Origin of the sequence: Achromobacter sp. K91 (assembly GCF_003576205.1) — a bacterium.
GTDB classification, from domain to species: Bacteria; Pseudomonadota; Gammaproteobacteria; order Burkholderiales; family Burkholderiaceae_B; genus Achromobacter; species Achromobacter aegrifaciens.
Genome location: NZ_QWFB01000030.1, coordinates 193,025 through 205,956, shown reverse-complemented (window position 1 = coordinate 205,956; position 12,932 = coordinate 193,025). Strand labels below are relative to the sequence as shown.

The following is a 12,932-nucleotide window of genomic DNA, read 5'->3' as shown; positions in this document are numbered from 1 at the left end:
GGCAGCCGGAAAGCAAGCGCTCAAGGGGCTTTCAAGAGGGGGTGGGACAACCCTTATAAGGGTTATCCCTTATCTATTTCCGCCAGAAAATAGGGGTGAACAACACCAGCACCGTCAGCAGTTCCAGGCGCCCGATCAGCATCGCGAAGGTGCAGACCCAGATCTGGAAATCGGACAGGACGGCGAAGTTGCCCATGGGTCCGACGGGCCCCAGGCCTGGTCCGGTGTTGTTGACGCTGGCGAAGACGGCCGAGAAGGCGGTGATCGGATCCAGGCCGGACAGGAGCAGCAGGCTGGTGAAAACGGCGATAGAAAGGCCGTAGAACAGCATAAAGGCCAGCACCGACGACATGGTGCGGGTCTCGACCGCGCGGCCATTGATGCGCACCGGGCTGACCGCGTGCGGGTGCAACATTGTGACCAGCTCATTGCGCGCCTGCTTGACCAGCAGGATCGCCCGGATCATCTTGATGCCGCCCCCGGTCGACCCGGCCGACGTGGCGAAACCCGACAGCAACAGCATGGTCAGCGGAGCGAACAGCGGCCATTGCGCGAAGTCGGTATTGGCGTAGCCCGTGGTGGTCGCCATGGAAATCGTGTTGAACATGCCGTAGCGCAGCGCCTGCAGCGGGTCTTCATAGACCCCTTTCAGGAACAGGAACACCGAGATGACCAGCCCGACTCCCAATACCACCACCAGGTAGGGGATCGCCTCCGGACACCGCACGTAGGCGCGCGCGCTGCGCTGGCGGAAGGCATTGAAGTGGGTGGCGAAGTTGATGCCCGCGATCAGCATGAACACCATCGCCACCATTTCCACCGCGACCGAATCGAAATGGGCGAAGCCGTCATCCCAGGTCGAAAAGCCGCCCAGGCCCATGGTGGTGGCCATGTGGCACCAAGCCTCGAACCACGACAGGCCGACCGCCCGGTAGGCCAGGAAGCACAGGATGGAGAACACGAAATACACCGCGTACAGCGCCTTGGCGGTGCTGGCGATGCGCGGCGTGAGCCGCTCGTCCTTCATCGGTCCGGGGGTTTCCGCCCGCACCACCTGGTGCCCGCCGACACCGAGCAGGGGCAGAATGGCCACGGCCAGCACCAGGATGCCCATGCCGCCGATCCAGATCAGCGTGGCCCGCCACAGGTTGATCGACGCGGGCAAGGTGTCCAGATTGGTCAGGACGGTGGCGCCGGTGGTGGTCAGGCCCGACATGGCCTCGAAATAGGCGCCGGTAAACGACAGCGGCAAGCCGGCGCCATGGAAGTAGAGCAGCAGCGGAATGGCCGCCAGCAGGGGCAGGCCCGCCCACACGGCCGACACCAGCACGAAGCCGTCGCGCGCCCGCAGCTCGCAGCGGGCGCGGCGCGTTATCGCGGCCAGGCCGCCGCCTATGCCCACCGAGATCAGGAACCCGTCCAGGAAGGCCTCGCGCGCGCCGTCGCCGCCCACGTAGGCGACGGTCAGCGGGATCAGCATGGTGAGCGCGAACATCACCATCGTCAGGCCCAGGATGTAGAGAGTGCCCAGGACACGCTTCATGGAGCTATCCGGCCGCGCGCGGCCCGCGCAGAAGGAAGGAGGCGGCGCGCATCAGAAGAACGACGCCGAGACTTGGAACAGCTTTTCCACGCGCGGCATCTGCCGGCGCGAGGGTACGAAGACGATGACGTGGTCGTCGGATTCGATCACGGTGTCGGCGTCCGGCAGGATGATTTCGTCCTCCCGCACCAGCGCGCCGATGCTGGCGCCCTTGGGCAGGCTGATCTGCCCGACCGCGCGCCCCACCACCTTGGAGGTGGAGCGGTCGCCGTGGGCGATGGCCTCCAGCGCTTCCGCCACGCCCTGGCGCAGCCGGTGCACGGCTGCCACGTCGCCGCGGCGCACATGCCGCAGGAGTTCGCTCATGGTGGCCTGGGATGGCGACACGGCGATGTCGATATGGCTGCCCTGCATCAGCTCGCCGTAGGCCTGGCGGTTGATCAGCGCGATCACCTTGCGCGCGCCCAGGCGCTTGGCCAGCAGCGAGGACATGATGTTGTCCTCGTCGTCGCTGGTCAGCGCCAGCCAGGTGTCCATGTCCTCGATGTTCTCGCGTTCCAGCAACGCTTCGTCGGTGCCGCTGCCGTGCAGCACCAGCACGCTGTCGGGCAATTGGGTCGCCAGGTATTCGCAGCGCTTCTGGTCGCGCTCGATGATGCGGACGCTGTATTTTTCCTCGGCCAGTTGGCGCGCCAGGCGCAGGCCGATGTTGCCGCCGCCCGCGATCATCACGCGACGCACGGCACGCTCGGCCTCACGCAGCTGCCGAACGGCGCGGCGCGCATCGCGCGAGTCCACCACCAGCACCACCTCGTCGCCCGGGGCGACGACGGTACCGCTGCCGGCCCGCAGCGGCCTGCCGCCGCGCAGCACGTCGATCACGCGCGCCTTCACGTCGGGCCAGACGTCGCGCAGCTTGTCGACCGGCGAATGGGCCATCGGGCTGCCCGCGCCGACCCGCACGGTCACGACGCTGACCCGGCCTTCGGCGAACTCCACCACCTGCAGGGCCTCGGGAAATTCGATCAGGCTGTGCAGATAGGTGGTGACGCTGCGCTCGGGGCTGATCAGGGCGTCGATGCAGAAGCCCTCTTCGCTCATGAGTTCCGGGTGTTCGGCGAACTCCACCGAACGGATGCGGGCAATGCGGCGGGGAATGTTGAACAGCTGGCGCGCGATCTTGCAGGCCACCATATTGGCCGAATCCGAGGCCGCACAGGCGATCAGCAGGTCGGTGTCGGCGGCGCCAGCGGCCTCCAGCACCGAAACCTGCGAGCCGTCGCCATGGACGACGCGCAGGTCGAAGTGTTCTTGCAGGTATTGGAGCTGGACAGGATCCGAATCGATCACCGTGATGTCGTTCTCTTCGGACACCAGGTTCTCGGCCACGCTGGTGCCTACGCGACCAGCGCCCATGATCAGGATCTTCATGAGCTCCGCTTGCGGGCGGACTCGATGCCCAATTGCTTGAGCTTGCGGTACAGGTGGGTGCGTTCCAGCCCCGTGCGTTCCGACACGCGGGTCATGCTGTGGCTTTCGCGGACCAGGTGGTATTCAAAATAGATGCGCTCGAATTCGTCGCGCGCCTCGCGCAGCGGTTGGTCCAGCGAAATGCTGCCCAGTTGGCCGTTGGACGTGACGGGGACTTCGTTGGACGGCGCGGCGGCCTGGACCGGGGGATCGAGTTCGTCTTCCAGCGCCACCGCGGGGCTGGCCACGGCCGAATGCGCGGCGGCAGGCGCCGGATGCGGCGCGCGGCCGCGCGCCAGGCCGGCGGCGACCGTCTTCAGGAGGCGTTGCAGCGTGATCGGCTTTTCAAGGAAGTCCATGGCGCCGATGCGCGTGGCTTCGACTGCCGTGTCGATGGTGGCATGGCCGCTCATCATGATCACGGGCATGTCCAGCAGGCCTTGCGAGCCCCATTCCTTGAGCAGGCTGACGCCGTCCGTGTCCGGCATCCAGATGTCCAGCAACACCAGGTCAGGACGCATGCGCAAGCGTGCGGCGCGCGCTTGCGCTGCGTTTTCAGCCAGCTCGACCGTGTGTCCTTCGTCGTATAGGATTTCCGACAAAAGCTCGCGTATACCGACTTCGTCGTCAACCACCAGAATTCTGGCCATAAAGCATCCACCTATTGCGTAGCCGCATTATCCTTTTCTTGCGCGGCCGCGTCCATAGTATCGGCCTCGGAAGCCAGCCGGGTCAACAATATGGAGATCCGCGCGCCCCCTTCCTTGCGGTTCGCAAGGTCTATACGCCCGCCGTGTTCTTCCACGATCTTGCGTACGATTGCCAATCCTAACCCAGTCCCGTGGGACTTGGTGGTGACGTAGGGCTCGAACGCGCGCTGCATGACCTGGGGAGGAAAGCCCGGGCCCGTGTCGGCGACCGTGAACCTGAGCGCCTGATGGGCCGCCCGGTCGGGCTGCTCGCTGCGCATGAGCTGCGTGGTCACGCTGACCCGCCCTTGCCCGCCCTGCTCGGCGATCGCGTCGCGGGCATTGGACATCAGGTTATGGATCACCTGCCGCAACTGGGTGGGATCGCCCTCGATGGGCGGCAGGTCCGGCGCCAGCGTCACGTCCAGATTCAGGGCCTTTTCGGCCAGGCGCGACGAACCGCCTTCGGGCTCCCAGCCGTACAGCGACAGCACGTCCGCCACCAGGGCGTTGAAGTCGATGCGTTGCATCACGGCCGGCGGCGTGCGGGCATATTCGCGGAAGTCGTCCACCATCTGCTTGAGCGATGCCACCTGGTTGACGATGGTATTGGTAGACCGTGCCACGATCTGGGCCTCGGCGGGAGGCAGCTTGCCCTCCAGCTTCATCGCCAGGCGCTCGGCCGATAGCTGGATCGGCGTAAGCGGGTTCTTGATCTCGTGCGCCAGCCTGCGGGCGACTTCGCCCCAGGCCACGGTCCGGTTGGCCGAGATCACTTCGGTGATGTCGTCAAACACCACCAGATAGCCGTTGCCGCGCCCGTCCACGCGCAGATGCGTGCCGCGCGCCAGCAGGGTCAGGGGCTGCGAGCCAGCGGGCGCGTCGTCCTGGCCCGGGGCGATCTCGAATTGCTGCTGCCAGTGCTGGCGCTCGGACCCCACCGCGGCGTGGGCGGAAAAAGCCTGCCGCACGATGTTGGCGAACTCCAGCATGCCGGCCACGGTTTCCAGCGGCCGTCCGATCACCGAGCGCAGGTCCGCGCCCAGGATGGTCTGGGCGCCCTGGTTGACGGTGGTGACGCGGAACGATTCGTCGAACACCAGCACCCCGGAGGACAGGTTCGACAGCACGCTTTCCAGATAGACATTGGAGCGTTCCAGCTGCTGCCGGTTGCTCTCGACCATGCGGCGGGCCTCGTCGAGCTGGCGTGTCATGGCGTTGAACGAACGCGTGAGCTGGCCGACTTCGTCGCGCTCGGGCGGCTCGGGCAAGGGCCGGTAGTCGCCCACGCCCACGGCCTGCGTGCCGCCCGCCAGGCTGAGCAGCGGGCGCACCAGCCGCTTGGACAATGAGAGCGCCACCGCGATGGCGCCGAAGGCCGCCAGCAGCAAGGCCAGGGTCAGGGTGATGCCGTACAGCTTGCGCAAGCCCAGCCGCGACAGCGCCAGCTCCTGGTAGTCGCGAAAACCCTGCTGCACCAGATTGGCGTTGTGGGCGATCTGCTCGGGTACCGGCTGCAGCAGCTGCAGCCAACGCGGTTCGGATGCCGGTCCCAACAGGTTGTCGTAGCGGTCGGGGCCGGTCAGCGGAATCACCACCCGCAGGTGCAGCCCGCCTTCAGCGCCGGGGGTCACCGGGTCATCGGCCTCGGCGGCGGAGTAGCCGCGCGCCAGCCGCAGCTGGTTCATGACGGTGGACGGCGGCATCGCGGGCAGCAATTGCCCGTACTGGCTGGTGGAGAACGCGATCATGCGCCCGCTGCCGGTAAAGACCATGGCTTCCTGCACGCCGTTGGCCTCGCGCAGCCGCGTCAAGGCGAGCGTCACGCCGCTGTCGGAACTGCGGTTCAGTTCCATCGCCATGGAGCGCGCACGCGCGTCCAGGTCGGCCAGCAGCGAATCCAGCGCGGCGCGGCCCAGGTTCAGGCCCGCCTCCAGCGCCGTGTCCACGCGCACGTTGAACCAGGATTCGATCGAGCGCGACATGAACTGCACCGACACGGTGTAGATCAGGGCGCCGGGCACCACGCCGATCAGCGCAAACGCCAGGGAAAAACGGGCCGTCAGCCGCGCGCCGAACTGGCGTCGACGGATCTGCCGCGCCAGCCTCACGGTCAGCGCCACCACCCAGATGAAGAGCGCCAGCGCAAAAATGCCATTCAGCACCAGCAGCGTGTCGTAGTAGCGCGCAAAGCGCGAGGCATTGCCGGTGGACCACGCCAACAGCCCCAGCAATGCCAGGCCGCTTGCGGCGCCAACCATCAGGGCCAGCCGAAGCACAAGCCTCATGACGGGTCTTTCTCCTTGTCGCTGAGCACGAACGTGAAGTCCATCCACGGCGTCGACTGTACCCAGGAGCTGCTGTTCAGGGCGTTGACCTGGAAGGGCCGCGGCAGCAGCGACGTATCCAGGCGCAGGCGCAACTGGCCGCCGTACAGCACGCCCGCATCGAAGTCGGCGGCGTCCGCCACCGGCCAGTTGCGGATATGCCGGATGACCCCCATGGCGTCATCCAGCGAGGCGACTGGAAAGGTCAGTTCGCCCACGCCCACCCGCCATTGCCGGGTCAGGGCGTTGTAGATGATGCGCCAGGTGCGGGACGTGTCGACCAGGGACTTGTCGAACCACCACCAGCGTTCGCGCGTGACGGTGAGGTCGGCGGTGAGATACAGCGGCACTCCGCGCTGGGCGGCTTCGCGCAGCTGCGAGTTCAGTTCGAACTCGATGTCCGCGTCGATCTGGAGCTGGCCGTCTCGAACCGCCGGGCGAACTTCGGTGACCTTGGGTTCCGCCCCATGCGCCTGCCCGCCCGGCACGAAGGAAAGCAAGGCAGATGCGAGCAACAACCCGAGAAATAAGCGCGGAATAATGGACATACGGCACCGGAACTACGTCATGCCCCCTATTCTTGGCGATTCAGGACTGCTTGGCAAACAAGGCGTAGAAAAACCCGTCGCGCTGCGCCGCAGGTGTTGCATCGACCGCAACTGGCAGCAATTGGCCGGGCGCGTCCAGGCGCTGCGCCTCCGGATGGCGCTGCATGAACTCCAGCGCCTGGCGCGTACCCTCGATCGGGAAGATCGAGCAGGTCACGTAAAGCAGCCGCCCGCCGGGCGCCACGGTGCGCCAGAGCGCGTCCAGGATGCTGGCCTGCAGGGTGGCCGTGCGACGCACGTCGTTCTCGCGCCGCAGCCAGCGGATGTCGGGATGGCGGCGCACGATGCCCGAGGCCGTGCAGGGGACGTCGGCCAGCACGGCGTCGAACGGCTTGCCGTCCCACCAGGCGTCCAGGTCGGCCGCATCCGCCGCTTTCAACTCGACACGATCGCTTGCCAGACCCAGCCGGTCCAGGTTCTGCCCGACGCGGGCCAGCCGGTCGGCGTCGGCATCCAGCGCCAGCAGGTCGATATCGGCCAGCTCCAGCAGGTGGGCGGTCTTGCCGCCAGGGGCCGAGCAGGCGTCCAGCACCCGCATGCCGTCGGCAGGCGCCAGCAGTTCGGCCGCCAGTTGCGCGCCGGCGTCCTGCACCGACCACCAGCCCTCGGCAAAGCCGGGCAGTTGCGTGACCGGCTTGGGCGTGGCCAGTACCAGGCCGGACTGGCCCACGGGTTCGGCCGCCAAGCCGGCGGCCTGGAAGGCGGCCAACACCTGCTCGCGGCTGGCGCGGCGGCGATTGACCCGCAGGGTCAGCGGCGCGGGCACATTGGCCGCAGCCAGGATCTCGCGCCATTCCCGCGGATAGGCCACGCTCAGCTGCTTGACCCACCAGCCGGGGTGGTTCCATTGGGCCTCGGGGCTGTCCGCCACGGCAGCCTCGAGCGCCGCGCGCTCGCGCAGGAAACGACGCAGGCAGGCGTTGAGCATGCCCTTATAGGAAGCCAGGGCGCGGCTGCGGGAGGCCGCCGTCACGGCCTGGTCCACCACCGTGTGCGCCGCGTAGACCGGCATGCCCGGCAGGGCGGCGGCGGCATCGCCTTCTTCCTTCAGCAGGGTCAGCGACACCAGCAACAAAGATTCGAACAACACGCTGGGATAGCGCTGCACCATCTCGCGACCCACGGCGTCGGCCCAGCCCAGGTAACGCATGGCATGGAACGACACGGCCTGCGTGGCGGGCCGCAGGGACGATTCCACGTCGGCCAGCGCGTCCGTCAGGGAGCGGCCGTCCAGCACGCTCTCGACCACCTCCGCGCTGGAAAGCAGGACGGAGGACAGCGGAGGGGCCAGATTGGGGGAGTCGGAACGCGTGGACATGATGCAAATTCAGGAGATAAGACCGCTATGGTAGCCGGACCTGGACGAATGGCGGCCGTCGCGGCACACTGGCCCCAGCCACGGAGCCCCTCATGACCCTCGCCACCCTGCTGCTCTTCATCCTGGCCTCGGCCGTCACCATCATCACGCCGGGCCCCACCGTCCTGCTCGCCATGAGCAACGGTTCGCGCCACGGCGTGCGCGCTGCCTGCTGGGGCATGGCCGGCGCGGTGCTGGCCGACCTGGTCCTGATCGGCGCGGTGGCGTCGGGCCTGGGCGTGGTGCTGGCGGCGTCCGAAATCGCCTTCCAGCTCATCAAATGGGTGGGCGCGGCCTATCTGGCGTACCTGGGCTGGAAGATGCTGCGCTCGGACGCGGCGCTGGTCATGCCCGCCGCCCAGGCGGACGCCCGGCGTCCGGCCGGCCTGGCGCTGGGCCTGCGCAGCTTCGCGGTGGCGCTGACCAACCCCAAGGCGCTGCTGTTCATGTCCGCCTTCCTGCCCCAGTTCATCAATCCCGCCGCCCCTCTGCTGGCGCAGTACGCCGTACTGGCCGGGGTCATGGCGCTGATGAACATCGCCGTGATGCTGGCCTACGCCGCGCTGGGCGCGCAGATGGTGCGCGCCTTCCAGGGCGCCGGCCTGCGCTGGCTGAACCGCGTCTGCGGGGGACTGCTGATCGGGCTGGCGGGGACGCTGGCGCTGTATCGGCGCAGCGCGCCTTGATGCAACCTCGATTCCAAATCCCGCACGGATACACGTTGGGCAGCACCCAACAACGCGGATGCATCGGTCCGCCTCGCGACCGCACTACGCGCGGGGATGATTCCTGATAGCAGGCACATCGCGCTATTGGAGCGCCCCGCGCTTGACCTACGGCAATGCCGTATAATTAAAAATTCGCCTTCGCCGCCCATCCTGGGGCGATGGCCTGAACCCTGGGACGCCATACAGGCGCCCGACTTTTGAAGAGCCATGAAGAATGCTGCCCCGACGGCGCGCAGCGTACCGTGGCAGGCGTCGCATATCAGCGAAGCACGCAGCCGCGTGGGCCTGCCGCAAACGGATTTCGCTGAACTGCTGGGCGTGAGCGTACGCACTCTGCAAGATTGGGAGCAAGGACGGCGCACCCCCTCGGGCGCGGCGAAGACCCTGCTGCAGGTAGCAATGATGCATCCCGAGACCCTGCGAGAGCTGCCCCCGTGGCCCGCCAACGAACACGCTGAATCCTGAGGCCAGCCGCCCCGGCCTCGCCCGACATGAACAACACATCCGCCGCGCGACACGCTTGCCGCGCGATTTTTTGGTGAACGACATTGGAAATCCTCGAAACCTCCCGGCCTGGCAAGGGCCCCGGCAAGGCCAACGACGCTGACGCAAACGCGTCCGCCACCTCCGCCCTGGCCGACACCATCGCCGCCGCCAACGCCGACGGCCGGACCCCGCGCGTGGGATTCGTTTCCCTGGGCTGTCCCAAGGCCCTGGTCGACTCCGAGCGCATCCTGACCCAACTGCGCACCGAAGGGTACGTAGTCACGCCCGAGTACAACGATGCCGACGTGGTCGTCGTCAATACCTGCGGCTTCATCGACAGCGCCAAGGCGGAATCGCTGGAGGCCATTGGCGAAGCCCTGGCCGAGAACGGCAAGGTCATCGTGACCGGCTGCATGGGCGTCGAGGAATCGGTGATCCGCGACGTGCACCCCAGCGTGCTGGCCGTGACCGGCCCGCAGCAATACGAAGAGGTGGTGCGCGCAGTGCACGAGGCAGCGCCGCCCAAGAAGGACCACAATCCCTACCTGGATCTGGTGCCGCCCCAAGGCATCAAGCTCACGCCGCGGCACTACGCCTATCTGAAGATTTCGGAAGGCTGTAATCACCGCTGCAGCTTCTGCATCATCCCGTCGATGCGCGGCGACCTGGTCAGCCGACCGGTGGGCGATGTGCTCAGCGAAGCCGAGCGCCTGGTCAAGGCGGGCGTGAAGGAATTGCTGGTGATCTCGCAGGACACCAGCGCCTATGGCGTGGACGTGAAGTACCGCAGCGGCTTCTGGAACGGCCGTCCGGTGAAGACCCGCATGACCGAGCTCTGTACGGCCTTGTCCGAGATGGGCGTGTGGACGCGCCTGCACTACGTGTATCCGTACCCGCACGTGGACGAAGTGATCCCGCTGATGGCCGAGGGCAAGATCCTGCCCTACCTGGACATCCCGTTCCAGCACGCCAGCCCGCGCATCCTGAAGGCCATGAAGCGCCCGGCCTTCGAGGACAAGACCCTGGCCCGCATCAAGCGCTGGCGCGAGATCTGTCCGGACCTGACGATCCGTTCGACCTTCATCGTCGGCTTCCCCGGAGAAACCGAGGAAGACTTCCAGTACCTGCTGGACTGGATGCAGGAAGCGCAGCTGGACCGCGTGGGCTGTTTCCAGTATTCGCCGGTGGAAGGCGCGCCCGCGAACCTGCTGGACAATCCGGTGCCGGACGAGGTCAAGCAGGAACGCTGGGAACGCTTCATGGAGCTGCAGCAATCGATCTCCGCCGCCCGCCTGGCCAGGAAGGTGGGCCGCGAGATCGACGTGCTGATCGACGAAGTGGACGAAGACGGCGCCGTGGGCCGCAGCAGCGCCGATGCGCCTGAAATCGACGGCTGCGTCTACGTCAGCTCGGACAAGCCCCTGAAGGCAGGCGATCTGGTGCGCGCCCGCGTCACCGATTCCGACGAATACGACCTCTGGGCCGACGCGATCTGAATCCGCTCCTGCGCGCGGCGCCCGCCGCGCGCAGCTCAGGCTTCCAGCAGCTTGAGCCCAGCCACGCCGCCCACGATCATCGCAATGCACAGCAGGCGCGCGGCAGACGGCGAATCCCCGAACAGCATGATTCCCAGCACGGTAATGCCCACTGACCCGATACCGGTCCAGATGGCGTAGGCCGTGCCAGCAGGCAGCTGCTTCATGGCCAGCGTCAGCAGGAACACGCTGCCCAGGGCGGCCGCAATGCCGATCACGCTGGGCCAGAATCGCGTCCAGCCATCCGCATACTTCAAGGCCAGGGCCATCACGATTTCCACCGCGCTCGCGGCGACCAGAATCAACCAGGCCATTGCGGCCTCCTGCCAGAACCAGGGAACGGCTAGCTTAGAGACTATAGTTACCACAAGACAAGTACGCACCTTTTGGTAACTATGAAAAAGCCATCCGCCTCCGTGCCCTCGGGCGACGTGTTCGACGCTGCCTGCCCGTCGCGCCGAGCGCTGGAACTGATTGCCGGCAAATGGGTGCCGCTGATCCTGCCTGCGCTGGAACATGGCCCCATGCGCAACAACGAGCTGCTGCGCAGGCTGGACGGGATTTCACAGAAGGTCATGACCCAGACGCTCAAGGAACTGGAGCGTCACGGCCTGGTGCTGCGCGAGGACCTGGGCACCGTGCCGCCGCACGTGAACTACCGGCTGAGCGAACTGGGCCAATCCCTGAACGTGGCCCTGATCGCGCTGGACCGCTGGGCCGAGACCCATCATGCGGCGCTGGACGCGGCCGCGCGCCGCCATGACGCCCGGGCGGCGCGCCGCGTCCGCTAGCGCTTGGCCAGGAAGTCCGACATGTCGTCGGCGTGCTCTTCCTCCACCGCGAGGATCTCTTCCAGCAGGCGGCGCGTGGTGGTGTCCTGTTCGCCGATGTACTCGATCATCTGGCGGTAGCTGTCGATGGCGATGCGCTCGGCGATCAGGTTCTCCTTGATCATGTCCTCCAGCGACGTGCCTTCGACGTACTCGGAATGGCTGCGCTCCAACAGTCCCTTGGGCGACAGGTTGGGCTCGCCGCCCAGCTGCACGATGCGTTCCGAGAGCCGGTCGGCATGGTCCTGTTCCTGCGTGGCGTGTTCGGCGAATTCGGCGGCCACGGGCTCGGCGTTCAGCCCGCGGGCCATGAAGTAGTGGCGCTTGTAGCGCAGCACACAGACGATCTCGGTGGCCAGCGCTTCATTCAGCAGCTTCAGCACGGTCTGGCGGTCGGCGCGATAGGTGTCGGTCACGGCGCCGGACTCGATGTCCTGGCGCGCCTTGGCGCGTATGGCCTTCACGTCCATGTCGAACGGGCGGTTCGCCTGCGCTTGGGTACGGGTTGCTTGTTCCATATCGTGGCTCCTCTTGGTTAAGTGAAAGCACTGCGACACTGGGCTTCCAGTCTCTCCGTACAACCCAGTCTACCGATCGTGGCGGAACATGCTGTGTCCAAACATTGCCTGCGCCCCCCAAATTGCCCGGCGAAAACGGTTTTCGATCCTTGCGTAAACTATGGGCTTCCCGAAAACCCGTGACGCAATCTGTAACGGGATGGGCATCACCCGAAGATCTATGACTTTGAAGAACATTTGCGTGTATTGCGGCTCGAACCCGGGCGCCCGGCCGGATTACATCGAGCAGGCCCGCGTACTGGCCCGCGAACTGGTGCGGCGCGATCTGGGGCTGGTGTATGGCGGCTCGGTCGTGGGCATCATGGGCGTGGTCGCCAATGAGGTGCTGGCCGCCGGCGGCCGCGTGATCGGCGTGATCCCCGAACTGCTGATGAAGAAGGAGCAGGCGCACCGCGGCCTGACCGAGCTGCACCTGGTGCAGAACATGCACGAGCGCAAGGCGATGATGATGGAGAAGGCCGACGGCTTCATCGCGCTGCCCGGCGGCGCGGGCACGCTGGAAGAGTTCTTCGAGGTCTGGACCTGGGCGCAGCTGAACATGCACCAGAAGCCCTGCGGCCTGTTGAACATTGCCGGCTACTACGACGCGCTGGTCCAGTTCGTGGACCATGCGGTCGAGGAAGAATTCATCCGCCCCCAGCATCGCGACATGCTGGTGGTGGAAGAGGACCCTGCTTTGCTGCTGGACCGCTACGCCATGTACGAACCGCCCAATGTCTCGAAGTGGTTCGAACAGATCAAGGCCTGAGGCCATCCATCCACCCGACCACAACGGAAGCCC

The 12,932-nt window shown here is 66.4% G+C and carries 13 protein-coding genes; 5 read left to right on the top strand and 8 right to left on the bottom strand.

Features of this window, described 5'->3' with window-relative positions; all coding sequences use genetic code 11:
* Positions 1 to 73 precede the first annotated feature (73 nt).
* From DXK93_RS12555 to rsmB, 6 genes are read right to left on the bottom strand one after another with little or no spacing between them, the layout of a single operon-like run.
* A complete protein-coding gene (locus DXK93_RS12555; protein WP_054457729.1) occupies positions 74 to 1,543 on the bottom strand; it encodes a TrkH family potassium uptake protein in 1,470 nt (489 codons plus the stop codon).
* 51 nt (positions 1,544 to 1,594) lie between these two features.
* The gene (gene trkA / locus DXK93_RS12550) at positions 1,595 to 2,974 is read right to left on the bottom strand and encodes a Trk system potassium transporter TrkA (RefSeq protein ID WP_054457730.1); all 1,380 of its coding nucleotides are present in this window, start codon (positions 2,972 to 2,974) and stop codon (positions 1,595 to 1,597) included.
* On the bottom strand, positions 2,971 to 3,663 hold the full coding sequence (locus tag DXK93_RS12545; RefSeq protein ID WP_119450201.1) for a response regulator: 693 nt from the start codon (positions 3,661 to 3,663) through the stop codon (positions 2,971 to 2,973). The genes trkA and DXK93_RS12545 overlap by 4 nt, the downstream gene beginning before the upstream one ends.
* An 11-nt stretch (positions 3,664 to 3,674) precedes the next feature.
* Positions 3,675 to 5,990: an ATP-binding protein gene (locus DXK93_RS12540; protein ID WP_119450200.1), complete on the bottom strand. Its 2,316-nt coding sequence runs from the start codon at positions 5,988 to 5,990 to the stop codon at positions 3,675 to 3,677.
* The gene (locus DXK93_RS12535) at positions 5,987 to 6,577 is read right to left on the bottom strand and encodes a DUF4390 domain-containing protein (protein ID WP_082401241.1); all 591 of its coding nucleotides are present in this window, start codon (positions 6,575 to 6,577) and stop codon (positions 5,987 to 5,989) included. The genes DXK93_RS12540 and DXK93_RS12535 overlap by 4 nt, the downstream gene beginning before the upstream one ends.
* Before the next feature lie 40 nt (positions 6,578 to 6,617).
* The gene (rsmB, locus tag DXK93_RS12530) at positions 6,618 to 7,955 is read right to left on the bottom strand and encodes a 16S rRNA (cytosine(967)-C(5))-methyltransferase RsmB (protein ID WP_119450199.1); all 1,338 of its coding nucleotides are present in this window, start codon (positions 7,953 to 7,955) and stop codon (positions 6,618 to 6,620) included.
* Between the two features lie 92 nt (positions 7,956 to 8,047).
* On the opposite strand from rsmB, the gene DXK93_RS12525 reads away from it, so the two are divergent.
* From DXK93_RS12525 to rimO, 3 genes are all read left to right on the top strand, one after another.
* Positions 8,048 to 8,680, top strand: coding sequence for a LysE family translocator (locus DXK93_RS12525; RefSeq protein WP_054457734.1), 633 nt, complete (start codon positions 8,048 to 8,050; stop codon positions 8,678 to 8,680).
* A gap of 249 nt (positions 8,681 to 8,929) precedes the next feature.
* Positions 8,930 to 9,187 (top strand): DNA-binding transcriptional regulator, encoded by a 258-nt coding sequence (locus DXK93_RS12520; protein WP_054457735.1) that lies wholly within the window; start codon positions 8,930 to 8,932, stop codon positions 9,185 to 9,187.
* A gap of 179 nt (positions 9,188 to 9,366) precedes the next feature.
* Positions 9,367 to 10,704: a 30S ribosomal protein S12 methylthiotransferase RimO gene (gene rimO, locus DXK93_RS12515; RefSeq protein ID WP_054457789.1), complete on the top strand. Its 1,338-nt coding sequence runs from the start codon at positions 9,367 to 9,369 to the stop codon at positions 10,702 to 10,704.
* 35 nt (positions 10,705 to 10,739) lie between these two features.
* On the opposite strand, the gene DXK93_RS12510 is transcribed toward rimO, so the two are convergent.
* Positions 10,740 to 11,057: a multidrug efflux SMR transporter gene (locus DXK93_RS12510; RefSeq protein ID WP_042796135.1), complete on the bottom strand. Its 318-nt coding sequence runs from the start codon at positions 11,055 to 11,057 to the stop codon at positions 10,740 to 10,742.
* Between the two features lie 81 nt (positions 11,058 to 11,138).
* Here DXK93_RS12510 and DXK93_RS12505 point away from each other — a divergent pair, with 81 nt between their 5' ends.
* Positions 11,139 to 11,534 (top strand): helix-turn-helix domain-containing protein, encoded by a 396-nt coding sequence (locus DXK93_RS12505; RefSeq protein ID WP_119450198.1) that lies wholly within the window; start codon positions 11,139 to 11,141, stop codon positions 11,532 to 11,534.
* On the opposite strand, the gene DXK93_RS12500 is transcribed toward DXK93_RS12505, so the two are convergent.
* Positions 11,531 to 12,091 (bottom strand): bacterioferritin, encoded by a 561-nt coding sequence (locus DXK93_RS12500; RefSeq protein ID WP_119450197.1) that lies wholly within the window; start codon positions 12,089 to 12,091, stop codon positions 11,531 to 11,533. The genes DXK93_RS12505 and DXK93_RS12500 overlap by 4 nt on opposite strands.
* Positions 12,092 to 12,311: 220 nt before the next feature.
* On the opposite strand from DXK93_RS12500, the gene DXK93_RS12495 reads away from it, so the two are divergent.
* Positions 12,312 to 12,899, top strand: coding sequence for a TIGR00730 family Rossman fold protein (locus DXK93_RS12495; protein ID WP_054457738.1), 588 nt, complete (start codon positions 12,312 to 12,314; stop codon positions 12,897 to 12,899).
* The last annotated feature ends 33 nt before the right edge of the window (positions 12,900 to 12,932 follow it).

What these genes read in the sequence shown, in the direction of transcription:
- DXK93_RS12555 (WP_054457729.1), bottom strand. Translation starts at nt 1,543, where the DNA reads ATGAAGCGTGTCCTGGGCACTCTCTACATCCTGGGCCTGACGATGGTG.
- rsmB (WP_119450199.1), bottom strand. Translation starts at nt 7,955, where the DNA reads ATGTCCACGCGTTCCGACTCCCCCAATCTGGCCCCTCCGCTGTCCTCC.
- DXK93_RS12545 (WP_119450201.1), bottom strand. Translation starts at nt 3,663, where the DNA reads ATGGCCAGAATTCTGGTGGTTGACGACGAAGTCGGTATACGCGAGCTT.
- DXK93_RS12540 (WP_119450200.1), bottom strand. Translation starts at nt 5,990, where the DNA reads ATGAGGCTTGTGCTTCGGCTGGCCCTGATGGTTGGCGCCGCAAGCGGC.
- DXK93_RS12510 (WP_042796135.1), bottom strand. Translation starts at nt 11,057, where the DNA reads ATGGCCTGGTTGATTCTGGTCGCCGCGAGCGCGGTGGAAATCGTGATG.
- DXK93_RS12505 (WP_119450198.1), top strand. Translation starts at nt 11,139, where the DNA reads ATGAAAAAGCCATCCGCCTCCGTGCCCTCGGGCGACGTGTTCGACGCT.
- DXK93_RS12495 (WP_054457738.1), top strand. Translation starts at nt 12,312, where the DNA reads ATGACTTTGAAGAACATTTGCGTGTATTGCGGCTCGAACCCGGGCGCC.
- DXK93_RS12535 (WP_082401241.1), bottom strand. Translation starts at nt 6,577, where the DNA reads ATGTCCATTATTCCGCGCTTATTTCTCGGGTTGTTGCTCGCATCTGCC.
- DXK93_RS12520 (WP_054457735.1), top strand. Translation starts at nt 8,930, where the DNA reads ATGAAGAATGCTGCCCCGACGGCGCGCAGCGTACCGTGGCAGGCGTCG.
- DXK93_RS12500 (WP_119450197.1), bottom strand. Translation starts at nt 12,091, where the DNA reads ATGGAACAAGCAACCCGTACCCAAGCGCAGGCGAACCGCCCGTTCGAC.
- trkA (WP_054457730.1), bottom strand. Translation starts at nt 2,974, where the DNA reads ATGAAGATCCTGATCATGGGCGCTGGTCGCGTAGGCACCAGCGTGGCC.
- DXK93_RS12525 (WP_054457734.1), top strand. Translation starts at nt 8,048, where the DNA reads ATGACCCTCGCCACCCTGCTGCTCTTCATCCTGGCCTCGGCCGTCACC.